At 72.7% G+C, this 25022-nt stretch carries 21 protein-coding genes, 1 tRNA gene and 1 other RNA gene; 7 read left to right on the forward strand and 16 right to left on the reverse strand.

Annotation, left to right across the window (positions count from 1 at the left end; genetic code table 11):
- The first annotated feature begins 53 nt into the window (after positions 1-53).
- Positions 54-584, forward strand: a complete 531-nt coding sequence (locus GA0074704_RS01650; protein ID WP_088968854.1) for a nitroreductase family protein — start codon at positions 54-56, stop codon at positions 582-584.
- A 31-nt stretch (positions 585-615) separates the two neighbouring features.
- Here the strand turns inward: GA0074704_RS01650 and GA0074704_RS01655 are convergent, their stop codons facing one another.
- Positions 616-1605, reverse strand: a complete 990-nt coding sequence (locus GA0074704_RS01655) for an ArsR/SmtB family transcription factor (RefSeq protein ID WP_157743572.1) — start codon at positions 1603-1605, stop codon at positions 616-618.
- Between the two features lie 73 nt (positions 1606-1678).
- On the opposite strand from GA0074704_RS01655, the gene GA0074704_RS01660 reads away from it, so the two are divergent.
- Both GA0074704_RS01660 and leuA read left to right on the forward strand, forming a co-directional pair.
- Entirely contained in the window at positions 1679-2953 is a 1275-nt protein-coding gene (locus tag GA0074704_RS01660; RefSeq protein WP_088968856.1) for an MFS transporter, read from the forward strand.
- Between the two features lie 233 nt (positions 2954-3186).
- The gene (leuA, locus tag GA0074704_RS01665) at positions 3187-4938 is read left to right on the forward strand and encodes a 2-isopropylmalate synthase (protein ID WP_088968857.1); all 1752 of its coding nucleotides are present in this window, start codon (positions 3187-3189) and stop codon (positions 4936-4938) included.
- A gap of 34 nt (positions 4939-4972) precedes the next feature.
- On the opposite strand, the gene GA0074704_RS01670 is transcribed toward leuA, so the two are convergent.
- Complete coding sequence (locus tag GA0074704_RS01670; RefSeq protein WP_088968858.1) at positions 4973-6454, reverse strand: MFS transporter; 1482 nt, start codon at positions 6452-6454, stop codon at positions 4973-4975.
- A gap of 107 nt (positions 6455-6561) precedes the next feature.
- Between GA0074704_RS01670 and GA0074704_RS01675 the strand changes: the two genes are divergently transcribed.
- A complete protein-coding gene (locus GA0074704_RS01675; protein WP_088968859.1) occupies positions 6562-7197 on the forward strand; it encodes an HNH endonuclease family protein in 636 nt (211 codons plus the stop codon).
- Positions 7197-7628, forward strand: coding sequence for a hypothetical protein (locus tag GA0074704_RS01680; protein ID WP_088973379.1), 432 nt, complete (start codon positions 7197-7199; stop codon positions 7626-7628). Before GA0074704_RS01675 ends, GA0074704_RS01680 begins: the two co-directional genes overlap by 1 nt.
- Before the next feature lie 61 nt (positions 7629-7689).
- Here GA0074704_RS01680 and GA0074704_RS01685 read toward each other — a convergent pair whose 3' ends face one another.
- From GA0074704_RS01685 to GA0074704_RS01715, 7 genes are all read right to left on the reverse strand, one after another.
- Entirely contained in the window at positions 7690-8793 is a 1104-nt protein-coding gene (locus GA0074704_RS01685; protein WP_088968860.1) for an ABC transporter ATP-binding protein, read from the reverse strand.
- A complete protein-coding gene (locus tag GA0074704_RS01690) occupies positions 8790-9932 on the reverse strand; it encodes an ABC transporter ATP-binding protein (RefSeq protein WP_088968861.1) in 1143 nt (380 codons plus the stop codon). Before GA0074704_RS01690 ends, GA0074704_RS01685 begins: the two co-directional genes overlap by 4 nt.
- Before the next feature lie 66 nt (positions 9933-9998).
- Positions 9999-10955 carry an ABC transporter permease gene (locus GA0074704_RS01695; RefSeq protein ID WP_088968862.1) on the reverse strand — a complete coding sequence of 319 codons (957 nt, stop codon included), beginning with the start codon at positions 10953-10955 and terminating at the stop codon, positions 9999-10001.
- The gene (locus GA0074704_RS01700; protein ID WP_088968863.1) at positions 10952-11956 is read right to left on the reverse strand and encodes an ABC transporter permease; all 1005 of its coding nucleotides are present in this window, start codon (positions 11954-11956) and stop codon (positions 10952-10954) included. The genes GA0074704_RS01695 and GA0074704_RS01700 overlap by 4 nt, the downstream gene beginning before the upstream one ends.
- 89 nt (positions 11957-12045) lie before the next feature.
- On the reverse strand, positions 12046-13707 hold the full coding sequence (locus GA0074704_RS01705) for an ABC transporter substrate-binding protein (RefSeq protein ID WP_088968864.1): 1662 nt from the start codon (positions 13705-13707) through the stop codon (positions 12046-12048).
- 372 nt (positions 13708-14079) lie between these two features.
- Positions 14080-14673, reverse strand: coding sequence for a recombination mediator RecR (recR, locus tag GA0074704_RS01710; RefSeq protein WP_088968865.1), 594 nt, complete (start codon positions 14671-14673; stop codon positions 14080-14082).
- Positions 14674-14680: 7 nt separating this feature from the next.
- Positions 14681-14989 (reverse strand): YbaB/EbfC family nucleoid-associated protein, encoded by a 309-nt coding sequence (locus tag GA0074704_RS01715; protein WP_218104976.1) that lies wholly within the window; start codon positions 14987-14989, stop codon positions 14681-14683.
- 161 nt (positions 14990-15150) lie between these two features.
- On the opposite strand from GA0074704_RS01715, the gene GA0074704_RS01720 reads away from it, so the two are divergent.
- Positions 15151-16209, forward strand: coding sequence for a DUF2332 domain-containing protein (locus GA0074704_RS01720; RefSeq protein WP_088968867.1), 1059 nt, complete (start codon positions 15151-15153; stop codon positions 16207-16209).
- Positions 16210-16219: 10 nt separating this feature from the next.
- Here the strand turns inward: GA0074704_RS01720 and GA0074704_RS01725 are convergent, their stop codons facing one another.
- Both GA0074704_RS01725 and ffs read right to left on the reverse strand, forming a co-directional pair.
- Complete coding sequence (locus tag GA0074704_RS01725; protein ID WP_088968868.1) at positions 16220-19027, reverse strand: DNA polymerase III subunit gamma and tau; 2808 nt, start codon at positions 19025-19027, stop codon at positions 16220-16222.
- 107 nt (positions 19028-19134) lie between these two features.
- An RNA gene (gene ffs, locus GA0074704_RS01730) (signal recognition particle sRNA small type) lies at positions 19135-19224 on the reverse strand.
- 82 nt (positions 19225-19306) lie between these two features.
- On the opposite strand from ffs, the gene GA0074704_RS01735 reads away from it, so the two are divergent.
- Positions 19307-19391: transfer RNA gene (locus GA0074704_RS01735), tRNA-Ser, on the forward strand.
- Positions 19392-19461: 70 nt separating this feature from the next.
- On the opposite strand, the gene GA0074704_RS01740 is transcribed toward GA0074704_RS01735, so the two are convergent.
- From GA0074704_RS01740 to GA0074704_RS01760, 5 genes are all read right to left on the reverse strand, one after another.
- On the reverse strand, positions 19462-20133 hold the full coding sequence (locus GA0074704_RS01740) for a response regulator (RefSeq protein ID WP_088968869.1): 672 nt from the start codon (positions 20131-20133) through the stop codon (positions 19462-19464).
- Positions 20130-21365, reverse strand: coding sequence for a sensor histidine kinase (locus GA0074704_RS01745; RefSeq protein ID WP_088968870.1), 1236 nt, complete (start codon positions 21363-21365; stop codon positions 20130-20132). Before GA0074704_RS01745 ends, GA0074704_RS01740 begins: the two co-directional genes overlap by 4 nt.
- Positions 21366-21446: 81 nt before the next feature.
- The gene (locus tag GA0074704_RS01750) at positions 21447-22475 is read right to left on the reverse strand and encodes a fatty acid desaturase family protein (RefSeq protein ID WP_231926727.1); all 1029 of its coding nucleotides are present in this window, start codon (positions 22473-22475) and stop codon (positions 21447-21449) included.
- Between the two features lie 39 nt (positions 22476-22514).
- Positions 22515-23726: an acyltransferase family protein gene (locus GA0074704_RS01755; RefSeq protein ID WP_088968872.1), complete on the reverse strand. Its 1212-nt coding sequence runs from the start codon at positions 23724-23726 to the stop codon at positions 22515-22517.
- A complete protein-coding gene (locus GA0074704_RS01760) occupies positions 23723-24700 on the reverse strand; it encodes an alpha/beta hydrolase (RefSeq protein ID WP_088968873.1) in 978 nt (325 codons plus the stop codon). The genes GA0074704_RS01755 and GA0074704_RS01760 overlap by 4 nt, the downstream gene beginning before the upstream one ends.
- Positions 24701-25022 lie beyond the last annotated feature (322 nt).

A 25022-nucleotide genomic window follows, 5' to 3' on the forward strand; every position in this document is an offset into this window, starting at 1 on the left:
CATTCCCCAACCCCGACCGAGGTGGCGAAACGCCCATACGGGACGCTTCTCCTATGTCGGACCTCCACCCACTGCTCGCCTTCCGCTGGAGCCCACGGGCCTTCGACCCCCAGGACCGGCTGGCCGACCAGGAGGTGGACTCGCTGCTGGAGGCCGCCCGCTGGGCCCCCTCGGCGGGCAACGCCCAGCCGTGGCGGTTCGCCCTCGGGCACCGGCAGGACGAGGCCTGGAAGCGGATCCTGGTCGCCCTCCCCGACGACGACCAGCGCTGGGCCCGGCACGCCTCCGCCCTGCTGCTCGGGGCACACCGCGGCGACGACCCGGAACGGGCCGCGTACGACCTGGGCCAGGCGGTGGCCCACCTGACCGTCCAGGCCACCGCCCTCGGCCTGCACGTCCGCCAGGTCAGCCGGTTCGACCGCGACGGGATCGCCGTCGAGCTGGACCTGCCCGCCGACGTACGGCCGGCGGTGGTGGCCGCCGTCGGCCGGCTCGGCGACCCGTACGCCCTCCCGCCCGACCTGCTGACCCTGGAGACCGGCCTGCGTCGCCGCCGCCCCCTGCCGGAGCTGCTGCTCTCCTGAGGAACCACCGGTCCGGCGGGGTGGCGCCGACTCACTCGCCCCGGGCGGCCCGCAGGAGGACCGTCGCGGCCTCCGTGTTGCGGTAGAAGACGTAGCGACCACGCCGGGTGCGGACGACCAGCCCGGCGGCGTGCAGGGCCGCCAGGTGCTGGGAGACGCTCCCGCCGGACAGGCCGGTACGCCGGGCCAGGTCGGTGGTGGTGGCCGGCGAGTCGAGCAGGTGCAGCAGCGCCGCCCGGCCGGACCCGACCACCCGGGCCAACGGGTCCCCGGGCGGCGCGGGTGACCGCTCCCAGAGCGTGCCGACCGCCCGGACCGGGTACGTCCCGGCGGGCATCGACTCCTCCAGCAGGTTCCACAGCACCCGCCCGCCGTGGAAGACCCCGGGGTTGAGCGTCAGTCCGCGCCCACCCAGGTCGAAGTCCCGCTCGAACGGGTCGTCGCTGACCACCCGGTCACCGAGCCAGCGCAGGCTCGGGTGGAGCTGGTCGAGGACCCGGCCGGCACCACCCTCGGCGAGCTGCACGGCCCGGTGCGCGACGTCGGCCTCGAGCAGCGCCCGCAGGCGCGGCCAGTCAGGCATGATCGCCTCGTCGTGCCACGCGCGGAGCGCGTCGACGAGGCTCGGCAGCAGCTCACGCGGCTCGGCCAGCAGGGCCTGCCCGAACCCCGACAGCGGAGCCCTCGGGGTGGTGGACAACAGATCCCGCACCACGACCTCGGGCGGGGTGGCGCCGATCTGGTCGAGCTGCTCCTCCAGGGTCACGTCCGGGTGGACCGCCGCCGGGGTGAGGAAGTCGGGCAGCCAACGGCGGGGCCGGGCCAACTCCCGCAGCGGCCGGATCCGGGCGGCGACCTCGGGGCGGCGGGCGATCACCCGGGCCCGGTCGGTCCAGGACAGGTGCACGGCGTGCCGGACCGGGTTGTCGAGCACCCAGAGACTGGAGACGGTCTCCCACACCGGCGAGACGGCGAACCGCAGGCCCGCCACGTCGGCGGACTCGAACCGCAACTCGGACACCCGCACCCCCGTGGATTCGGCTCAGCCTAAATTGCTCGACCCGTTGGTGGGGGGCACGGTTGGCTGACCGGTCATGGGGGCCAGAGACACCATCCGCACCGCCGTCCGGGACGTCGTACCGCCCGCCGGCCTGATCCGCGCCCTGGCCGTGCAGGCCATGGTGTACGCCGTCGGCAGCGGTCTGTTCCACGCCGGGAGCGCGGTCTTCTTCACCCGGGCGTTGGGGCTCAGCGCGGCCCAGGTCGGCCTGGGCCTGTCGGTCTCGGCGGGCGTCTCGCTGCTCGGCACGGTGCCGCTGGGCGCGCTCACCGACCGGTACGGCCCGCAGCGGGTCTGGCTGGTCGGGCTGGTGCTGGAGGCGGCGCTCTTCGCCACCTACCCCGCGGTGGGGGGCTTCGTCGGATTCCTCGCCGTGGTCGTCGCGCTGGCCTTGGTGGACGCGGCGGGCGGGGTGGCCCGGCAGGTCTACTCGATCAACGCGTTGGCCCCGGCCGACCGGGTCACCGCGATGGCCTACCAGCGGTCCCTGCTGAACGTCGGGTTCGGGCTGGGCGCGGTGATCAGCGGCCTGGTGCTGGCGGTGGACACGATGGCGGCGTACCGGGGGATGGTCTGGTTCATCGCCACGGTGTTCCTGGTGACCGCGATCTTCGTACGGCGGCTGCCCCGGCTCCACGAGGTGCAGCGGCCAGCGGAACCGATGAGCCGGTTCACTGTGCTGCGGGACCGTCCGTTCATGACCGTTTCCCTGCTCAGCGGGCTGCTCACGGCCCACCAGACGCTCTACCTGACGGTGATGCCGCTGTGGATCCTGACCCACACCGACGCCCCGAAGGCTCTCATCGCCGGTCTGGTGCTGCTCAACACGGTCCTGATCGTGCTGCTCCAGGTACGCGCCAGCCGGGGTGCGGACAGTGCGCCGGGGGCCGCCCGGGCGTCCCGCCGGGGTGCCCTGCTGATCGCCCTGTTCTGCCTGGTCCTGCCGATCTCCGGGGTGACTCGAGGCGGGCTCACGGTGGTGGTGCTGGTGGCCGCCGCGACGCTGCTCATCCTGGCCGAGCTGATCGAGTCGGCGGGTGCCTGGGGGCTGACGGCCACTCTGCCGCCGGCCGCCCAGCGAGGCGCGTACGTGGGGGCGCTCCGGCTCGGCTCGCAGGTGCAGTTCCTGATCGCCCCGGCAGGCCTGACCGCGCTCGGTGTGACCACGGGCGGCTGGGGCTGGTACCCGATGGCGGCGATCTTCGCGCTGGTCGGGCTGGCGATCGCGCCGGCGGTGGCGTGGACCGGGCGGACCCGGCGCCTGGGTACGCCGAGCCCGGAACCCGAGACGGTGACTCCGGTCCCATAGTCCGGACGCGCCTTACCAACCCTGATCCCAGCACGTAGGGTGACCCTGACATGTGGCGGGCGTACCTTCTCCTTGGTCGCCGCGACGAGGCCTGACGGCCGGCACCTCGTCGCGGAGTCGAACCGCGCCGTCCAGCAGATCCGAACAATCCATCGGCACCGCCCGGCATCGTCGCCCGGCCCCGCCGACACCTTCCGATTGCTGACGCCACCTGTTCCAGGGAGCACTCCGCCATGGCTCAACCCGCCGTCGACGCCGAGAACGATCCGATCGCCCGGCAGCGCCCCAGCCGGATGCCGTTCCGGCGCTACCAGCCCTACCAGCAGCAGTTCCGGGTCGACCTGCCCGACCGCGCCTGGCCCACCCGCCACGTCGACGCCGCGCCCCGCTGGTGCGCGGTCGACCTGCGCGACGGCAACCAGGCGCTGATCGACCCGATGTCCCCGGAGCGCAAGCGCCGGATGTTCCAGCTGCTGGTCCAGATGGGCTACAAGGAGATCGAGGTCGGCTTCCCGTCGGCCAGCCAGACCGACTTCGACTTCGTCCGGCAGCTGATCGAGCAGGACCTGATCCCGGAGGACGTCACCGTCCAGGTGCTCACCCAGTGCCGGGAGCACCTGATCGAGCGGACCTTCGAGTCGCTGCGCGGCGCGAAGCAAGCCATCGTGCACTTCTACAACTCCACCTCGACGCTGCAGCGGCGGGTGGTCTTCGGCCTGGACCGCGACGGCATCACCGACATCGCCACCCAGGGCGCGCGGCTCTGCCAGAAGTACGCCGAGATCCACACCCCGGACACCGAGATCCACTACGAGTACTCCCCGGAGTCGTACACCGGCACCGAGCTGGAGTACGCGCTGGAGGTCTGCTCCCGGGTGATCGACGTGATCGACCCGACCCCGGACCGCAAGCTGATCGTGAACCTGCCGGCCACCGTCGAGATGGCCATGCCGAACGTGTACGCCGACTCGATCGAGTGGATGCACCGAGACCTGCCCCGGCGGGACAGCCTGGTGCTGAGCCTGCATCCGCACAACGACCGGGGCACCGGCGTGGCCGCCGCCGAGCTGGGCCTGCTGGCCGGCGCCGACCGGATCGAGGGCTGCCTGTTCGGCAACGGCGAGCGGACCGGCAACGTCGACCTGGTGACGCTGGGCCTCAACCTGTTCTCCCAGGGCATCGACCCGATGATCGACTTCTCGAACATCGACGAGGTCAAGCGGGCCGTCGAGTACTGCAACCAGCTGCCCGTGCACGAGCGCCACCCGTACGCGGGCGACCTGGTCTACACCGCCTTCTCCGGCTCGCACCAGGACGCCATCAAGAAGGGCTTCGACGCCCTGCACGCCGACGCCGCGGCGGCCGGGGTGCCGGTGGACGAGTTCACCTGGGCGGTGCCCTACCTGCCGATCGACCCGAAGGACCTGGGCCGCACCTACGAGGCGGTCATCCGGGTCAACTCGCAGTCCGGCAAGGGCGGCGTCGCGTACATCATGAAGTCCGAGCACCAGCTGGACCTGCCGCGCCGGCTCCAGATCGAGTTCTCCGGGGTGGTGCAGCAGGTCACCGACCACGACGGCGGCGAGGTCGAGCCGGCCGCCATGTGGGAGATCTTCGCCAGCAACTACCTGCTCGACCACCAGGTCGACCCGGCGGTCACGCTGGCCGGGTACGACCTCGGCACGGTCGACGGCAAGGTCGAGATCGAGGCCAACGTGCGCCACGCCGGGCGGGCCCGGACGCTCGCCGCGATCGGCAACGGCCCGATCGACGCGTACGTCAACGCGATGCAGTACCTCGGCGTGGCGGTACGCGTCCTCGACTACCACGAGCACGCGCTCTCCTCCGGCGGAGACGCGCAGGCGGCCGCGTACGTGGAGTGCGAGGTGGACGGCCGTACCGTCTGGGGTGTCGGGATGGACGCGAACATCGTCACCGCCTCGATCAAGGCGGTCACCAGCGCCGTCAACCGCGCCCACCGCTGAGGACGCAAGGAGGGGCCCTGTTCGGGGCCCCTCCTCACCTCCTCCGGTCGGGTGGGGTGGAGGCGGGCAGCGACGGGCAGGGCTGACCGCCGGGGGCCTGCCGGTGCGGCCGGTGCACCAGCACGGCGGCCAGCACCGCCCCGGCCAGCAGCGCCCCCGCGCACCAGGCCAGCGCCCCCCGGTACGCGTGGGTCAGGTCGGCCTTCTGCTCGTACCCGGTGCCGGAGAGGCCGACCAGCAGCGGCAGCGCGGCCACCGCGAGCAGGCCACCGGCCCGGGACGCGGCGTTGTTGAAGCCGCTCGCCACCCCGGCGAACCGGTCCGCCACGGCGGCCAGCACGGAGGCGGTCAGCGGCGCCACCACCAGGGTCAGTCCGGCGCCGAAGAGCACCACCCCGGGCAGCACGTCGGTCCAGTAGGAGGCGCCCGGCCCGACCGCGCGGAGCAGGAGCAGCCCGGCCGCGGCGACCACCGGGCCGACGGTGAGCGGCAGCCGGGGACCGATCCGGGCGGAGAGCGCGCCGGCCCGGGCCGACCCGAGCAGCAACAGCACCGTCATCGGGACGGTGGCCAGGCCGGTGCGCAACGCCGACCAGCCCAGCACGTTCTGGAGGTAGACGGCGAGGAAGAAGGTGAAGCCGCCGAGCGCGGCGTACACCACCACGGTGAAGACGTTCAACACCGAGAAGAGCCGGCTGGAGAAGATGGTGGTGGGCAGCATCGCGGCCTCGCCGCGCCGCCGCTCCAGCCACACGAAGGCCGCCGCGGCGGCCACGCCGACCAGCACCGCCGCCAGCACCGCCGGCGAGCGCGGGCCGCGGGCCGGGGCGTCGATCAGCGCGTACGTGATGCCGCCGAGGCCCAGCGCGCCGAGCAGCGCACCGGCGACGTCGAACTTGCGCCGCCCGGCCCGGGAGGCGTCCTCGTCCCGGCTCTCCGGGACCCAGCGCAGGGCCGCGAGCACCACCGCCACGGCCAGCGGCAGGTTGATGAAGAAGATCCACCGCCAGGAGAGGGTGTCGATCAGCCAGCCGCCGAGCAGCGGGCCGAGCGCGGTGGACACCCCGGACAGTCCGGACCAGGTGCCGATGGCCCTGGCCCGGTCGTCGGGGTGGAAGCTGGCCTGGAGCACCGAGAGCGAGCCGGGGGTGAGCAGCGCGCCGCCGGCGCCCTGGAGGACCCGGGCGGCGATCAGCTGGCCGGTGTCCTGGGCCAGCCCGCACAGCAGTGACGCGGCCGCGAACCAGACCACCCCGAGCAGGAAGATCCGGCGCCGGCCAAACCGGTCCCCCAGCGCCCCGCCGAGCAGCACGAACGCCGCCAACATCAGCAGGTAGCCGTTGACGGTCCATTGCAGACCGGCCACGGTGGCGCCCAGCTCGGCGCCGAGCCGGGGCAGGGCCACGTTGACGACGGTGCTGTCCAGAAAGACCATGCCGGAGGCGAGGATCGCGGCGAGCAGGGTGCCCCGCCCGGCGGCGGATCCGGTGCGCAGCGCGGGAGCGGGTGCCGTCATTCGTCCAATCTCCCCCGTACCGCGTCCTTCCCGCCAGGAATCGCCGAAAGCACCGCTGGGTACTGTGCGGACTCGCGGCAACCGAGCAAGCTGGAGAGGTGTCGACTGTGCGTAGCAGATCAGGAGCCGGAGCGGCCGCGTTGGCCGTGACGCTCGCGTTCGGCGTGGCGGGGTGCGTCCCGGTCGAGGTCGACCAGCCGGAGGCGACCCCGACGGTGAACGGCAACGTCCGGACCCAGCTCGACCAGCTGACCGTGGCCAAGGAAACGACGATGCGCGGCTACAGCCGGGACCGCTTCCCGCACTGGCGGGACACCGGCACCAACTGCGACGTCCGGGACAGCGTCCTCAAGCGCGACGGAAAGAACATCAAGCTCTCCGGCTGCAACGTGGTGGGTGGCCGCTGGGAGAGCGTGTACGACGGCAAGGTGCTCACCGACCCGATCGAGGTGGACATCGACCACACGGTCCCGCTGGCCGAGGCGTGGCGTACCGGCGCCGCCGAGTGGGACGACGCGAAGCGCGGCAACTTCGCCAACGACCTGACCCGGCCGCAGCTCATCGCGGTTTCCCGGACGTCCAACCGGGCAAAGGGTGACCAGGATCCCGCCCAGTGGAAGCCGCCGAGCCGCTCGTACTGGTGCACGTACGCGGAGCGCTGGGTGACCGTCAAGCACTACTGGCGGCTGACGGTGACCAGCACCGAGAAGTCCGCCCTGGCCGACATGTTGGAGGAATGCTGATGGGCGAGCAGGCCGTGACCGGCGCCGAGGACGTACCCGCCCCGGAGCGGACACCGGACGCCACCGGGGACGACGCCGCGGCGGCCACCGGCAGCGGGGACGCCGCCGCCGCGCGGGCGGCCACCGAGGCGCCACCCGCCCCGCCCGCCGGTGAGCCGGTGGCGAAGGAGGCCGGGGGCACCCCGCAGAACCGCACCACCGACGTGACCGCCGGCCCGGGCGGGGTGATGACCGACGAGGTGGGCGTGGTCACCGGTGAGCTGACCCTGCGCACCGAGTACGTTGACGGCAAGGTGACCCTGCGGGTGCAGTACAAGGACGCCGACGAGTGGTACGCGGTCACCGGCGGCACGGCGCCGCTGGCCGACCCGGCCGGGTTGGACGCGGTCCACGCCATCGCCGTGGCCCTGCTGAACCGCCCGGAGGGCTGAGGCGGAACGGACGCGGCCCCGCCCGGGATCGGGTGGGGCCGCGTCCGGCTGTTCCGGGCTGTCAGACGTACGAGCCGGGCTCGCTCGGGGCGGAGACCACGCCCGGGTCCTCGCCCTCGCCCGCCGGGCGGCTGAGCTGGACGGCGACCTTGTGCGGGCGCAGCTCGCCGCTGGCGATCTGTTCGGCGAAGTGGCAGGCCACCCGGCTGGCGCCGATCTCGCGCAGCACAGGCCGCTCGTCGGCGCAGCGGGTCGGCTGCGCCCACGGGCAGCGGGTGTGGAACCGGCAGCCCGACGGCGGGTTGGCCGGCGAGGGCAGGTCACCGGCGAGCAGGATCCGCTCCCGGCGGTCCTCCACGTCCGGGTCCGGCACCGGCACCGCCGACATCAGCGCCCGGGTGTACGGGTGCAGCGGTTCGGTGTAGAGCCGGTCACTGGGCGCCTCCTCGACCAGCGCGCCGAGGTACATCACCCCGACGGTGTCGGAGATGTGCCGGACCACGGCCAGGTCGTGGGCGATCACCAGGTAGGTCAGGCCGAGGTTGTCCTGGAGTTCGTCCAGCAGGTTGACCACCTGGGCCTGGATGGAGACGTCCAGGGCGGAGACCGGCTCGTCGGCGACGATCAGCTCCGGTCCGAGCACCAGGGCCCGGGCGATGCCGATCCGCTGCCGCTGGCCGCCGGAGAACTCGTGCGGGTAGCGGGAGAGCGCCCAGCGGGGCAGCCCGACCTTGTCCAGCGTCTCGCCGATGAGCTTCCGCCGCTCGTCCCGGCTGCCACCGATGCCGTGGGTCTGGAGCCCCTCGGTGAGGATCGACTCGACGTTCTGCCGGGGGTCCAGGCTGGACATCGGGTCCTGGAAGATCATCTGCATCCGGCGGCGCATCGACCGCAGCTTGCCGGCGGGCAGCTTGCCCAGCTCCACCCCGTCGAAGACGACCTCGCCGCCGGTGGGCGGGTTGAGCTGGAGCAGCGCCCGGCCCAGCGTGGACTTGCCGCAGCCGGACTCGCCGACCAGCCCGTACGTCTTCCCGCGCGGGATCCGCAGGTCGACCCCGTCGACGGCCTTGACGTGCCCGATCGTCCGGTCGAAGATCACCCCCCGCTTGATCGGGAAGTGCACCTTCAGGTCGCGTACCTCGACGAGGATGTCGTCGTCGGTCATGATTCCTCCTCGCGCGGGGCGCCGGCGAAGCCCGGCACGGTCGGCGGGTCGTTCGGGACGGCCTGCGCCGGCACGGCACCGGGCTGGGCCGCCGTCGGCACCGCGTCCCCGCCGGTCGCCGGGGCGTCCCGGTAGAGCGCCTGCGCCTCGTCCGGGGTCACCCCGGGCACCGGCGCCGGGTTGACGCACCGGTAGCTGCGGCCGTCGTGGGCGAGCACCAGCTCCGGCGGCCCGTCCACGCACTCGTCCACCCGGCGGTCGCAGCGCGGCGCGAAGGCGCAGCCCTCCGCCCAGGGCAGCACGTCGCGTACCGAGCCGGGGATCGGGTTGAGCCGCTCGCCGCGCCCGGCGTCCAGGCGCGGCACCGACCCGAGCAACCCCACCGTGTACGGGTGGCGCGGCTCGCGGAACAGCGGGCGGCGGCGGGCGGTCTCCACCACCTTGCCGGCGTAGAGCACGTTGATGGTCTCGCACATGCCGGCCACCACACCGAGATCGTGGGTGATCATCACCAGCGCGGTGCCGGAGTCGCGGACCAGCTCCTTGAGCAGCTCCAGGATCTGGGCCTGGATGGTGACGTCCAGCGCGGTGGTCGGCTCGTCGGCGATCAGCAGGCGGGGCTGGCAGGCCACCGCCATGGCGATCAGGGCCCGCTGTCGCATCCCGCCGGAGAGCTGGTGCGGGTATTCCTTCAACCGGCGGCGCGGGTCGGGGATGCCGACCCGGTCGAGCAGGGCCGCCGCCTCCTTCTCCGCCGCCGCGCCCTTCATCCCCCGGTGCCGGGTGAGCACCTCGGTCACCTGCAACCCGATCGGGATCACCGGGTTCAGCGAGGAGAGCGGGTCCTGGAAGATCATCGCGACGTCCCGGCCCCGGATGTCGCGCCGGGACCGGTCGTCGAGCTGGAGCAGGTCGGTGCCGTCGAAGACCGCCTTGCCGCCGACCTTGAGGCCGGGCTGCTTGGGCAGCAGACCCATGATGGCCAGCGAGGTGACGCTCTTGCCGCAGCCGGACTCGCCGACCAGGCCGACCACCTCGCCGGCGTCGACCGAGAAGGAGACCCCGTCGACGGCGTTGACCGTACGCTGACCGCGCCGGGCGAACGTGACGGAGAGGTCGTCCACTTCGAGCAGTGCCATTACCGGTCCTCCGTTCGCGACTGCGGGGCTCGCAAGCTCACTCCTCGCGCTTCACACATGAGAGACCTACTTCCGCAGCTTCGGGTCGAGGGCCTCGCGCATCGCCTCACCGAGGAGGGTGAAGCCGAGCGCGGTGACGATGATCGCGAGGGCGGGCAGGACCGCCAGCCGGGGCGCCGAGTCGAGGTACGACTGTGCGTCCGCGAGCATCACGCCCCACTCCGGGATGGAGGCGTCGTTGTTGCCGAGGCCGAGGAAGGAGAGCGCCGCCGCCTCGATGATCGCGGTGGCCAGGGTGAGCGTCGCCTGGACGATGACCGGGGCGAGCGAGTTCGGCACCACGTGGGTCAGCGCGATCTTCGGCTTCTTCACGCCGAGCGAGGTGGCCGCCAGGACGTAGTCGCTGTTCGACTGGGCGATCATCGAGCCGCGCAGCAGCCGGGCGAAGACCGGCACGGAGACCACACCGACGGCGATCATGACGGTGGTCAGGCCGGCGCCGAGCAGCGCCGCGATGCTGATGGCGAGCAGCAGGCTCGGCATGGCCAGCAGCATGTCGATGAAGCGCATGAGCACGTTGTCGACCGCCCGGCCCCACCGGCCGCCCAGGCCGGCGGCTGCGCCGGCGATGCCGCCGATCAGCGAGCCGACGGCGAGGCCGATCAGGGTGGACACCACGCCGACCAGCAGGGTCTGCCGGGCGCCCACGACCATCCGGCTGAACTCGTCCCGGCCGAGCTGGTCGGTGCCGAACCAGTTCTCCGCCCGCGGTCCGGGGAAGTCGCCGAGGCGGACCTCGCCCTTCCAGAGCTGCGCCTCCGGCGGGTGCGGGACGAGGAACGGCCCGATCACCGCCACCAGGACGAACAGGGTGAGGATGACCGCCCCCACGATGGCGGCCGGGTTGCGGCGCAGCCGGCGGAACGCCTCCTTCCAGAGGCTCACCCCCTGCTCGTCTTCCCGGGCGGCCAGCTCGGCGAGCCGGTCCAGCTTCTCGCGCTTCTTGCCAGCGGTGACGGTCATCGCACCCTCACCCTCGGGTCGATCACGCTGTAGGAGAGGTCCACGATGAGGTTCACCAGCACGTACACCACCGCGATGATCAGGATGAAGCCCATCAGCACCGGATAGTCGCGCTGGCTGATCGCTTCGTAGATGAAGGCGCCGATGCCGCCGTACGCGAAGACGGTCTCGGTCAGCACGGCGCCGGAGAGCAGGCCGCCGGTGAGCAGGCCGATCGAGGTGACCACCGGCAGCATCGAGTTGCGCAGCACGTGCCGGCCCCGGACCGTACGCTCGGTCAGGCCCTTGGCCTCGGCGGTGCGGACGAAGTCCTCGTTGAGCACCTCCAGCACGCTCGCCCGGGTGATCCGGACGATGATCGCCAGCGGGATGCTGGCCAGCGCGACGGCCGGCAGCACCAGGTGCCAGAGGGCGTCCGCGGCGGCGTCCCACTCGCGGGTCATCACGCCGTCGAGGACGAAGAAGTTGGTGACCCGGGTCGCCCCGATGGTCGGGTCCTGCCGGCCGCTGGACGGGAACCAGCCGAGGTTCTCGGCGAAGATCGCCTTGAGCACGTACGCCAGGAAGAAGACCGGGATGCAGATGCCGATCAGCGAGCCGCCGACCGAGGCGTGGTCGAGGAACCGGCCGCGGCGGCGGGCGGCCAGGTAGCCCAGCGGGATGCCGATGCCGATGGCGATGACCATCGCCATGATGGTCAGCTCGACGGTGCCGGGGAACCGCTCCAGGAACTCGGTGGTGACGGCCCGCTTGGTGGAGGTCGAGGTGCCGAGGTCCAGCTTGATCATGCGGCGCAGGAAGCGCGCGTACTGGACCAGGATCGGCTCGTCGAGGCCGAGGCTGCGCCGGATCGCGGCGCGCATCTGCGGGGTGCCGCGCTCACCGAGGATCGCGGTCTCGGGCCCGCCGGGCAGGCGGTGCAGCCAGATGAACAGCAGGACGGAGAGCCCGAACAGCGTGGGTATCAGCTGTAGCAGGCGTCTGACGATGAAGCGGAACACGGCGGCCTCGAAGGGGGTGCGGAGGGGTGCGGGCGGACGCTGTGGATCCAGCGCCCGCCCGCATTTCGGTGCCTCAGGTCAGGTCAGGACTACTTGAACTCGGCGGTGGCGAACCGCTCGTCGGTGAGCGGGCTCGCCTTGATCCCGGTCACGTCCTTACCGAACACGATCGCCGGCGGGGAGTGCGAGATCGGCACACCCGGCAGGAAGTCCATGATCGCCTTGTTGAGCTCCTTGTACTTCGCCACCCGCTCCGCCGCGTCGGCGGTGGTGTCGGCGTCCTTGAACTGGGCGAAGAGCTGCGGGTTGTTGAAGCCCCACTCGTCCTTCGGCCGGTCGAAGAAGGTGCCGATGAAGTTGTAGGCGTCGCCGTAGTCACCGGTCCAGCCCAGGAAGTGCAGGTCGTGCTTGCTGCCCGAGGTGGTGGCGTTGAGGTAGTCCGGGCTCCACTTCAGCGGGATGGCCTCGACCTTGATGCCGACCGCCTGGAGGTCCGCCGAGAGCAGCTCGAAGATGTCCTTCGGGTTCGGCATGTACGGCCGGGTGACCTCGGTCGGGTAGTGGAACTTCAGCGTCAGGTTCTGCGCGCCGGCCTCGGCCAGCAGCTGCTTGGCCTTCTCCGGGTTGTAGTCGTACTTGGTGACGTCGCCGTTCCAGCCCTCGACGGTGTCGGGCATGAAGTTCAGCGCGACCTTGGCGCCCGGGGGCAGCTTCGAGTCGACCAGCGCCTGACGGTTCAGCGCGTACGCGATCGCCTGCCGGACCTTGATGTCGGCGAGCTTCGGGTTCCCCTTCTGGTTGATGGCCAGGTAGAGGACGTTGAACGCCGGGCGGGTGAGGACGTTGAAGCCCTCCTTCTTCAGCGGGTCGACGTCGGCCGGGCCGACCAGGTCGTACCCCTGGATGTCACCCGAGCGGAGCGCCTGCTTGCGGGCGTTCTCGTCCGAGATCGTCTTGTAGATGATGGTCTTCAGCTTGGCCTTGTCGCCGTAGTAGTCGTCGTTGCGCTCGATGGTGAGCGTCTTGTTCGCGACGTCCCAGGACTTGAACTTGAACGGGCCGGTGCCGGTGGGGTGCTCCATCGCGTACGCGGGGTACTTGATGTCCTCGGCGGTGCCGGTGACGTTGCTCGCGTCGAACTCCTCCAGCGCCTTCGGGCTGTGGATCGAGAACGACGGCAGCATCAGGGCGGCCGGGATCTTGCTGGAGACCCGGGTGAAGGCCAGGTCGACCGTGGTGGCGTCCTTGGCGGTGCAGGACTTGAAGAGGCTCGGCGGCAGGTCGGCGTTCTCGTTCTTGGCGAAGCCGCCCATGACGTCCTGCCAGTACGCCGTCACGTCGGGGCTCTGCATGAGGCCCTTGGCGTTGTACCAGCGGTCGAAGTTCTTGCAGACCGCCTCGGCGTTGAAGTCGGTGCCGTCGTGGAACTTCACGCCCGAGCGGAGCTTGAAGGTCCAGGTGGTGCCGGCGGCGTCCGGCGTCCAGGACTCGGCCAGACCCGGGGTGACCTTGGTGCCACCCTCCTCGGGGCGGACCAGGGTCTCGAAGACCTGGCGGGCCACGCGCAGCGACTCACCGTCGCTGGCGAAGCTGGGGTCGAGCACCTTCGGGTCTCCGGCGACGCCGAAGACGAGGGTGTCCTTCTTGCTACCTCCGGAACCACTATCGCGGTCGCTCTCGGCGCAGCCTGCTACCGCGAGGGCCGCGACCGCGACGGCCGCGATGGCGGCCTTCGGCCTGGGTGCACGCATGGTGCTTCACCTCGTCCTTGGGGGTACGGACAACGTGGTGACAGGGGTCACCGATGGCGGTGACCTTAGCCCCCGTTCGGACCGCCGGGAAACTGCCGACGAAGCGGTTGGTACCGGATCGTGTCTTAACCGGTGCGCGGAGCACAGATCGGTGTCACACCCGGCGGCAAATCGAGCGGAATGCCCAGTTTTCAGGTTGACCGATTTGTTACATCGACAGTCGGCAGCAAGTTCCACATGTCAGACCACCACAGTGGACGCGGTCGGGCCGGGAGCCACCCGGGGCGGCGGGCCGGCCGATCCCACGCCCGGAAGACGAACGGCCGGCGCCGGGGATCCGGCACCGGCCGCACGGCCTCGATCGGGTACGCCTCAGACGGCGCGCCGGCCCTCGAAGGCCCGGCCGAGGGTGATCTCGTCGGCGTACTCCAGGTCGCCGCCGACCGGGAGCCCGCTGGCCAGCCGGGTGACCGCGATCCCCATCGGCTTGACCATCAGGGCGAGGTACGTCGCCGTCGCCTCGCCCTCGGTGTTCGGGTCGGTCGCGAGGATCAGCTCGCGTACCGCGCCGGTGCCGAGCCGGAGCAGCAGCTCCCGGATGCGCAGGTTGTCCGGCCCGATGCCCTCGAGCGGATTGATCGCCCCGCCCAGCACGTGGTAGCGGCCCCGGAACTCGCCGGTCCGCTCGATCGCCACGACGTCCTTCGGCTCCTCCACCACGCAGAGCACCTCGTCGGTGCGGCGGGGGTCGCGGCAGACCCGGCACTGCTCGGACTCGGACACGTTGTAGCAGGTGGTGCAGAACCGGACCAGGTCCTTGACCTTACGCAGCGCGCCGGCCAGCCGGTTGACGTCGGCCGGGTCCGCGGACAGGACGTGGAAGGCGATCCGCTGGGCGCTCTTCGGGCCCACGCCCGGCAGCCGCCCCAGCTCGTCGATCAGGTCCTGGATGGCGCCTTCGTACACTGCCGGCTCAGAACCCGGGCAGGCCGAGGCCGCCCATGCCGCCGGAGACCGGGCCCATCTTCTTCTCGGTCAGCTCGCGGGCCGCCTCGGCGGCGTTGTGCACGGCCGCGACGACCAGATCCTCCAGCGTCTCGACGTCCTCCGGGTCGACCGCCTTCGGGTCGATCTTGATCGCCTTCAGCTCGCCGGTGCCCGCGACGGTCGCGGTGACCAGGCCACCGCCGGCGGTGCCGGTCAGCTCGGCCTCGGCGAGCTCGGCCTGCGCCTTTGCGATCTGCTGCTGCATCTTCTGCGCCTGCTTCAGCATCTGCTGCATGTTCGGCTGTCCACCTGGGCGCACGGATGGCTCCTTCTCGCACTCGTCTCGCTCGGCCGTCGCCCAGCCTAGCCGTTGTGAGCAGGCTCGCCGCCGCACGGTCTTCCGGATCGCCGGACACCGGGACGAGGATCGCGGAAGACGACGCGGGGAGGTTGCGGATGACCGGGGAGCGAGCGGCCGAGGGGATGGAACGGCAGGCCCGGGCCTGCGCGGCCATGGGCGCCGAGGGCTACGCCGACCTGCTGGTCCGCGCCGCGGCGGACGTCCGGGCCGGCGGCCCGTGCGCCGAGGCGATCGACGGGTACGCCGACGCGCCGCCGGACGCCGCCGTACCGCTGCGGCTGCTCGGGGGCGTGCACGCGCTGGTGCTCACCGGGCGGGCACCCGAACTGGCCCGGTTCTATCCGAGCGCCGGTGGGGCGTACCGGGCCGCGGACGCGGCGGACTGCTGGGCCGCGTTCCGGGCGGTCGTCGCCGCCCAACGGGACGCCCTGCGACCCTGGTTGCGCCGCCCGCCGCAGACCAACGAGGTCGGCCGGGCCAACCTGCTCATGACCGGCCTGCTCCACGCCCTCGCCGAGCTGGGCGACCACCCGGTCCGCCTGGTCGAGATCGGGGCGAGCGCCGGGCTGAACCTGCGCGCCGACCGGTTCCGGGTGTCCGCGCCGGGCTTCACCTGGGGGCCGGCCGACTCCCCGGTGCTGCTGCCCGACGCGTGGCGGGACGGGGTGCCCGGCTGGCTGCGGGACGCCGCCCGGGCGTACCCCGAGGTCACCGTGGTCGAGCGGCTCGGCTGCGACGTGACGCCGCTCGACCCGACCGGCGCCGAGGGCGCGCTCGCGCTGCGGGCGTACGTCTGGCCGGAGAACACCGCCCGGGCCGCCCGGCTGGCCGGGGCGCTGGAGCTGGCCCGGGCGCTGCCCGCCCGGGTGGTGGCGACGGGCGCCGCCGACCTGCTCGCCGGACTGGACACCCGGCCCGGCACGCTCACCGTGCTGTGGCACTCGGTGATGCGGCAGTACGTGCCCGCGCCGGAGTGGCGCCGGGTCGACGCGGAGATCGACCGGCTGGCCGGCGGCGACGCGCCGTTCGCCTACCTGTCGTTCGAGCCCGACCCGGACGGCCGGCACTTCGAGCTGCGGGCAAGGCTCGGCGCCGGCCCGGACCGGCTGCTCGCCCAGGCGCACCCGCACGGCCTGCCCGCCTGGACGGTCTGACCGAACCGGGTCAGCGGGCGTCCACCTCGTCGATCTTCTCGGCGCCGAACGCCTCCCGGAGCAGCTGCACGGCCTGCTCCTCGCTGGACTGCCGGGCGGTCCGCTCGTCGATCACCACGTCGAGCGGCTCGTCTCCCGGGTCGAAGCCCTCATAGGCCGGGGTGGCCGGCTGCCCGCCCGCCCGACCGCCGCGCAGCGGCCCGTCGAAGTCCGGGTCGTACGGCGGCTCCCCCGCCCAGTCCGCGTCGGCGGTCTTGCGCGCCTCCGGGCCGGTCCGCGTGCCCTTGCCGGCGCCGGACGCGGCAGCGGCGGCGGCTGCCCGCGCGGCCGCGATCGCGCTGCTCACCGGCGCGCCGTTGCCGGCTCGCCGGGGCGCCGCCGGGGCCGAGCCCGATCCGGTGTTCACGCCCGGGCCACTCACGGCAGGGGTTGCCGCGGCCGAGGCACCGGCGGTCGGGGTGCCGACGGTCGAGGTGCTGGCGGTCGAGGTGCTGGCGGTCGAGGTGCTGGCGGTCGGGGCGCTCGCGGGCACTCCGCCCGGGCGGGCCGCCTCCGGCCAGTCCCCGCCGGAGTCGTCCGCGCCCGCGGATCGGGCCGAGCCGGGTCGTTCGCCGTTGCCGCCGGGACGGGCCGGCTCGGGCCAGTCCTCGTCGTCGGATCCGCTGGCCGTCGCGCCTGCCGGGCCGGCACCGGGGGCACGGCCACCGTTGCGGGCGCCGCCCTCGGGACCGCCCGACCGGGCCGGGCCGGACGCCGGCCCGCCCGAACTCCCGACGGCACCGTACGCGCCGCCACCCGGACCGCCGACGGGACCGGACGCAGCGCCGTTCGGGCCACCGGCGGAGCCGGACGTGGCACCGCTCGCGCCGCCCGTGAAACCGGACGCGGCACCGTTCGGGCCACCGGCGTAACCGGACCCACCGCCGCTCGACCCACCGGACGCAGCGCCGGCCGGGCCACCCTGACCACCGGCGCCGTCGCGGCCGGAGTCCGCCCGGCCCGGGGAAGCCGGCTGGGCCGGAGCGGCCGGCGGCCGGTCGGCCGGTCGGGCCGGCGCGGACGACCGCGCCGGGGCGCCGAGCGCACTGCCACCCCGCTCGCCGGCCACCTCGCAGCGGATCTGCCAGCGGACACCGAACTCCTCGTACAGCGCCTCGGCCAGCACGGAGGTCTGATTGCCCATCATCTGCGCCAGCACCGGCGACTTGACGGTCAGCACCAGCGTGTCGCCGTCGACGTCGCGGACCACCGCGTCCCGCATCAGCGCCGCCGCCGGCTTCTTGATCCGGTTGACCTTGGCCACGATGTCCGGCCAGGCCCGGCGGACCGCCACCGCGTCCAGCGCGCCCGGAGCGGACGCGCCGGGGCGGGGCGGGGCGGGAGTCGCCGGATCGGGCAGCACCGCCGACGGCGGCACCGGACGGCGGGCCGGGGCGCCGGCATCCGGAGCTGCCGAGCCGTGGGACTGGGGGTCCGAGCCGTGGGACTGGGCGGCCGGGGGTACGGCCTGCGGGGGTGCGGCAGCCGCCGGCTCGCCGGCGGTCTGCGGGGGTGGCGCGGCGGCAGCCGCGGTCGGGGCGGGAGGCTGCTGGCGTACCTCCGGGGCCGGCGCGACCGGCGCGGGGCCGGCGGCGGCCGACGGCAGTTCGCCGCCACCCAGGGTGAGTCGGCGTTCCATGCGTTCCAGGCGCTGGAGCAGGCCACCGGTCGAGTCGTCGGCGCCGGGCAGCAGCATCCGGGCGCAGATCAGCTCCATCAGCAGCCGGGGCGCGGTGGCGCCGCGCATCTCGACCAGCCCGTTGTGCACGATGTCGGCGCACCGGGACAGGGTGGCCGGACCGAGCTGCTGGGCCTGGGCGGCCATCCGCTCCATCTGGTCGGCCGGGCCGTCGATCAGGCCCTTGGCGGCGGCGTCCGGCACCTGCTGAAGGACGATCAGGTCGCGCAGCCGTTCCAGCAGGTCGGAGGCGAACCGGCGCAGGTCGTGCCCGGCCTCGGCCACCCGGTCGACGGTCGCGTACGCGGCGGCGCCGTCCCCGGCGGCCAGCGCGTCGCACATCTCGTCGATCAGCGCCGAGTCGGTCACGCCGAGCAGCGCGACGGCCCGGGCGTAGCTGACCCCCTCCGGGCCGGCGCCCGCGATGAGCTGGTCGAGCACGGAGAGGCTGTCCCGCATGCTGCCCGCACCGGCGCGCACCACGAGCGGGAAGACGGCCGGGTCGACCCTGACGCCTTCCGCCTCGGTCAACTGCTCCAGGTATGGCCGGACCACCTTCGGCGGGAACAGCCGGAACGGGTAGTGGTGGGTCCGCGACCTGATCGTGCCGAGGACCTTCTCCGGCTCGGTGGTGGCGAAGATGAACTTGACGTACTCCGGCGGCTCCTCGACCAGCTTGAGCAGGGCGTTGAAGCCGGCCGACGAGACCATGTGCGCCTCGTCGATGATGTAGATCTTGAAGCGGCTGCGGGCCGGCGCGAAGAATGCCTTCTCGCGTAGATCGCGGGCGTCGTCGACGCCGCCGTGGCTGGCCGCGTCGATCTCGATGACGTCGATCGACCCGTTGCCGTCCGGGGCCAGCCCGCGGCACGACTCGCACTGGCCGCAGGGCTCGGGGGTGGGGCCCTGCTCACAGTTGAGCGAGCGGGCCAGGATCCGGGCGCTGGAGGTCTTGCCGCAGCCCCGCGGGCCGGAGAAGAGGTAGGCGTGGTTGAGCCGGCCGCTGCGCAGCGCCTGGGACAGCGGCTCGGTGACCTGCTCCTGGCCGATCATCTCGGCGAAGGTGCGCGGCCGGTACTTGCGGTAGAGCGCCAGCGTCACGCGTCCCGCCTCCTCTCGACCGAGCCATTCTGCGCCGGTCGGGCGCGGGTGACCACCCACCACCCCGTGACCTGACCCGCAGGTACGGTACCGGCGCCCGGAGACAAAAAGGCCTCCCGTGCACCCGGCAGAGCTCGCTTATCCTTGCTGCCTTCCGGCCCTGGGGAGGTTCACGAGATACCGCCGCACGGGAGGTGCCGCCAAGACTACCCGACCCGGCGTGGATCTTCAGGGGGTGGTGGGGTGGCCCGGTCGCCGGGGACCTGTATTCTGGCTCGCGGAGGATTCGCCTAGAGGCCTAGGGCGCACGCTTGGAAAGCGTGTTGGGTTTACACCCTCACGAGTTCGAATCTCGTATCCTCCGCTCGCTTGAGCAGGAAAAACGACAGGGCCGGCCCCCACGGGGACCGGCCCTGAGTCGTCTCCAGGTCGGGCTACTCGCCCGCGGTCACCAGCCCCGATTCGTACGCGAACACCACCGCCTGGGCGCGGTCGCGCAGGTCGAGCTTGGCGAAGATGCGGCTCACGTGCGTCTTCACCGTCTGCTCGGCCACCACCAGCGTCTCGGCGATCTCGGCGTTGGACCGGCCGCGGGCCACCAGGGTGAGCACCTCCGTCTCGCGTTCGGTCAGCGCCCTGAGCCGCAGCGCGGGCCTGCCCGCCACGGGACGTTGCCGGACGAAGTCCGCGATGAGGCGGCGGGTCACCGAGGGGGCGAGCAGCGCGTCCCCCGAGGCCACGACACGTACGGCCGCGATGAGGTCGGCCGGTGGGGCGTCCTTCAGCAGGAAGCCGCTCGCGCCCGCCCGCAGCGCCTCGTAGACGTAGTCGTCGATGTCGAACGTGGTGAGCATCAGGACGCGCGGTCGGTGTGCCACCCCAGGCGGGGGCGAGAGCAGGCGGCGCGCCGCCTCGAGGCCGTCCATCTCGGGCATGCGGACGTCCATGAGTACGACGTCGGGGCGGGTCCGCCGGCTCAGCTCGACCCCCTGGGCCCCGTCGGGGGCCTCGCCCACCACCTCCATGTCGCTCTGGGCGGCCAGCAGCGCGGCGAAGCCGGCTCGCACCATCGCCTGGTCGTCGACGATGATGACGCGCGTCGTCACGTGGCGCTCCTTTCGGTCAGGGGCAGTTGGGCGGCCACCCGGAACCCCCCGTCCGGCAGCGGCCCCACGTCCAGGGTGCCGCCGAGGAGGCGCGCGCGCTCCCGCATGCCGACGAGGCCGTGCCCGGTGTCGTTCACCTCCAGCGGCGCGGCGGGCGGCACGGGCGGCGGTGCGTTGACGACGACGACGGTGAGCCACCGCCCGTCCTCGGACACCGACACCCGTGTCGGGGCGCCCGGCGCGTGCCGCACGACGTTCGCGAGGGCCTCCTGAACGATGCGGTACGCGGCCAGCGCCTCCGCCTCGGGCACGTCGGCCGCGCAGGGGGTGAACTCCACCGGCACGCCCGCCCGCGCCGTCGCCTCCACCAGCTGCCCGATCCGGTCCAGGCCGGGCTGGGGGGCGAGCTCGCCCCCGGACTCCTCGTTCCGCAGCACGCCGAGGAGCCGCCGCATCTCCGCCAGGGACCGGCGCGCGGTCGCCGCGATCGAGGCGAACTCCTCCTGCGCGTCCGCCGGCAGGCCGGGCAGGCGGTAGGCCGCGCTGTCCGCCTGAACCGTGATGACCGACATGTGGTGTGCCACCACGTCGTGCAGCTCACGGGCGATACGGGCGCGTTCCTCCAGCAGGGTGCGCCGTCCCCGCTCGACCTCGCTGATCGTCTCCTGCTCGACCAGCTTGCGCCGGGCCTCGTACCGCTCGCGGAGCGCGTCGGCGAGCACGAGTGCGACACCGCCGAGAATGATGATCAGGATGCTGCTGGCACCCGCGCCGGGCGGCTTGACGAACTCCAGGCCGACGCCCGCGGCCACCGTGGCCAGCCACACCGACAGCAGTGTGCGGCGCGGCTCGCGCAGGCCGAGAGCGAGGCAGAGGCCGACGTAGCCGATGATCTGCATGGGCGGGAACGGCCACTCCAGCCCCTCGACGTCGACGGTGAGCAGAACGATCGCCCCGACCACGTCCGTAGCGAAGATCACGTACCAGGCGCGTAGCGGATGGAGAACGGCGAGCAGCAGCGGTGCCGTCTGGCCGATGGCCAGCCCGGTCGCGACACCCCCGTTCAGGCCGTAGCCGCCCACCAGAACCGCGATGGTGACGGGCAGCAGGACGACGAAGAGCACGAATGCCACGCCCCACGGCAACAGCCGCACCCACCACCGGGAAGCCTCCGCGAGCAGCGCACGCGGGCGTTCCTCCTCTCGCGGGCGTCCCCCCGCGACGAAGGTCATGACCACCAGCCTACGTGCGGCGGGACGGCCTCAGGACGTGCGCCGTCGAACCGCCCCGGTCGAAACACCACCGCGCGTCGCCTAGCCACGTGCGTCTCCCGCCCTCAGCGGCTCACCCACCTCGTGCAGGTGGCGCAGCGCCTGCCGGTAGGAGTCGACGAGGCCGGTCTCGGTGTAGGGGATGCCGAGGGCCCGACAGTGCGACCTGACGATGGGCCGGGCGAGCCTCAGGTGCGGGCGGGGCATGTTGGGGAACAGGTGGTGCTCGATCTGGTAGTTGAGGCCGCCAAGGAGCCAGTCGGTGAGCGGGCCGCCCCTGATGTTGCGGGAGGTGAGGACCTGGCGGCGCAGGTGTCCCCACTGCTCGCCCGCCGGGTCGGGCATCTTCATCCCCTTGTGGTTCGGCGCGAAGGCCATGCCCAGGTGCAGGCCGAAGAGGGCCTGGTGAAGCGCGGCGAAGGCGAGTGCGTGCGCGATCGGCATGGTGGTCAGGAGCAGGGTGACGTAGCCGGCGAGGTGGGCGACGAGGAGCGTCCCCTCGACCAGCCGCTCCCGGCCGCTCTGCCGGCGCAGGTCCCGCAGCCCGTGCAGCTTCAGGGCGACGCCTTCGAGGAGTGTGAGCGGAAAGAAGAGCCATGCCTGGTGACGGGTCAGCCACGCGCGGAAGCCGGCACGGGTGGCCGCCTGGTGGCCGGTGAAGACCAGCACGTCCGCGGCCACGTCCGGGTCCTTGTCGATGTGGTTGGGATTGGCATGGTGGCGGTTGTGCTTCTCGTTCCACCAGGCGTAACTCATCCCCAGCAACAGGTTGCCGTGGATGAGCCCGAGGCGACGGTTGGTGGCGCGGTCGGCGCTGATCTGGGCGTGGCCCGCGTCGTGTCCGATGAACGCCGTCCGGGCGGACAGGACGGCGAGCACGGGGGCGAGGACGAGCACCCACCACGAATCGCCGATCAGCGCCATGCCGGCGACGACGGCGACCAGGCCGAGCGCGTTGGCCGCGATGGCGCGCGCGTACCAGCTGGTGCGCCGGCGGAGCAGGTCCTGCTCCTTGACCTCGCGCAGCAGGGAGGTGAACTCGCTGCTGGTGCGCGGCGGGGACTGCGTCACGGTCGTACTCCTGTCTCGGTCGGATGTCGGGTCCATCGCTCACGCCACCAGGGCGAAGTAGCCGAAGCCGGCCGCCAGCACGCCCGCCGCCGCACGACGCGCCATCCCGACGTGGTCCCACGGGGCCTCGAGGGGCCGGGCGAACCGCACGATCAGCACCAGCAGCCCGGCGAAGAGCGGCATCCAGGCCATCCGGGCCAGCAGCCAGCCGACCTCGTCCGGCGGGGTGGTCAGGCCGCCGACCCCGCCGAGACACGCGGCGGGGATCACGGCGGCAAGCAGCGCCGTCTGGTGCCAGCAGAGGATCGTCATCGCCGACCGGTTGACGATCGCCACCGGCAGCCAACCGGCCGGGCGCCGCAGCAGCCGGGCCAACCGGTCGCGCAGCAGGATCGCCGCGCCCGACTGGACGGCCGCGAGCGCCAGCACCAGCAGGGACGGCGGGTGCGAGTTGGTACGGGACGCGCCCGGCACGCCCACCATCGACGCCGGATAGTGGAAGGCGAGCAGCAGGGTGGCGAACAGGGCCGCGCCGCCGGCCAGCAGGAACAGCGACTCCCGGCGGCCCAGCCGGTCGTCCGCCCAGGCCACGCCCAACTGGTAGGCGAACATCCAGCCCGGCAGCAGGTTGAGCAGGCACAGCCACGACGGCATCGCCTCGGCGTACGGGCCGTAACGCAGGAGGTCGACCACCGCGACGGAGCCGAGCAGCGGGGCGGCGGACCAGGAGCCTAGGCGCCGCGAGGCACGGACACAGTAGGGCGTGAGGATCGTGACCACGGCGTAGACGCCGACGAACCACAGCGGTTGGACGGCGAGTGTCGACGCGGTGTGCAGCGTCGACACCGGAACGCCGAGACCGTGGTGGAGCACGGGGAGCAGCACCGCCCAGACCGCGGCGACGCCGAGGACGGGGCGCCCCAGGCGGGCGAGTCGACGGCGGATCCACTCGGGTGTCGAGCCGGTCCGGCGCTGGTGGGAGTGGTACGAGGAGTAACCGCCGACCAGGAAGAAGATGGCGAGCAGCTGAAGGAACCAACTGGCCGGGCCCAGCGCGGCGAACGTGGCCAGCGGACTGGCGCTGCGCAGGGCGCCGTCGGTGTCGAGGGTGAAGCCGCCGACCAGCCAGTGGCCGGTTGGTACGGCGAGGAGCGCCACCGCGCGCAGGCCGTCCATGCCGCGGTCACGGTAGGCGGGGGTTCGCTCGTCGATCACGGCGGCGACCGCCGCGAGCCTCCAGGGCATCTTCATCGCGGGTCCCCCGCGGCGATCGCGGCGAACGCGGCCATCGTGGAGGTGCCAGGGTCGAAGTACGCGTCGTGGGCCGGGACGTCGGCGGCGGGCAGGACGGTTGCGCCGAAGGTGGGCGAGGTGGGGTCGGCGCCGTGACCCAGGCCCAGGAACCGGACGTGGGGGACGTGCCGGATCCAGTCGTCCGGTGACCTCACCGCCCAGACGTGGGCCTCGGTGTGCAGCCCGGTGACGCCGTCGGCGCGCATGCCGGGCGACCCGATCACCACGATGTCGCGTGCGTCGGTGCGCGCGGCGGCGAGACCGCAGACCACCGAGCCGTAGCTGTGGCAGAAGAGGGTGGGGTCGGGAAGGCCGGCGGCGTCCAGACCGGCGGTGAGACGGCTCAGCCGCTCGGCGCCGGCTGCGGCGAGCCGGCCCGTCGCCTGGTCGAGGCCGATGCCGGAGGGGGTCAGGTAGCCGGCCCAGGCGATGACGGCGGTGCCGTCGCCCGCCTGCGCCTGGAGATCGGCGGCCCGCCGTGCGGTGCGGTCGAAGGTGGAGAGGTCGATGTCCGAACCGGGGACGATCACCGCAATCTGTTCGGCACTCTCGAGATCACCCATCACCTGCGCGATCAGCCCCCGCCCCCGCGGGTCGTACGCGAGGACCCGGGCGCCGGCGGGGGCGTTGGCCGCGTATCGGAGTTCGACGGGAGCGCCGTCCAGGTTGCCCACCACCGCGGGGTGATCCCTGACGAGCCGCTGCCGCTGGGCATCGGTGAGGCCCTGGAAGAACGTCGCCACCTCGGACGGCGTGGCGGTGGCCGGGTCCGGCAGTGGCCTGCCCAGTGAGTCGTCCGCCAGCCAGGCGGCGGTGCCCGGCAGCGACCCGACCGGCGTGGGTCCGCCACTCGCCGCCGCCCCGCTCGTCGAGCCGCCGACCAGCAGTGTCGCCAGTACGGCGGCGCTGACGATCTTCCTGAAGCGCCGCATCCACGTGTCCCCGTCCGTCTCGCCGGTGTCGACCGGGACAAAGGTAGGAAGGCGGTTGGATGCGGGGCGTCACGCTGTGGAGCCAAGTCGGAGCTGGTCCCCCGGTAGGGGGTGGGTGAGCGGGCAGCCGGGGTAACAAACCCTGACCGGCCTCCTTGACCGGTTAATGAATTCCGCCTCTGAGGTGGAATCGCCTTCTGACATTGACAAGTTAACCGGTTAAGACGCACCATCGTGGACATCTTCGTTGGGTCGTCCGCCGGAGGCAACCGGCGACCCGACCCGTCCGGGCGGCGAGGACTCCCCGCATCCACTACCCGTA

The sequence above is a fragment of the Micromonospora siamensis genome, assembly GCF_900090305.1.
In the GTDB taxonomy this organism is placed as follows: domain Bacteria; phylum Actinomycetota; class Actinomycetes; order Mycobacteriales; family Micromonosporaceae; genus Micromonospora; species Micromonospora siamensis.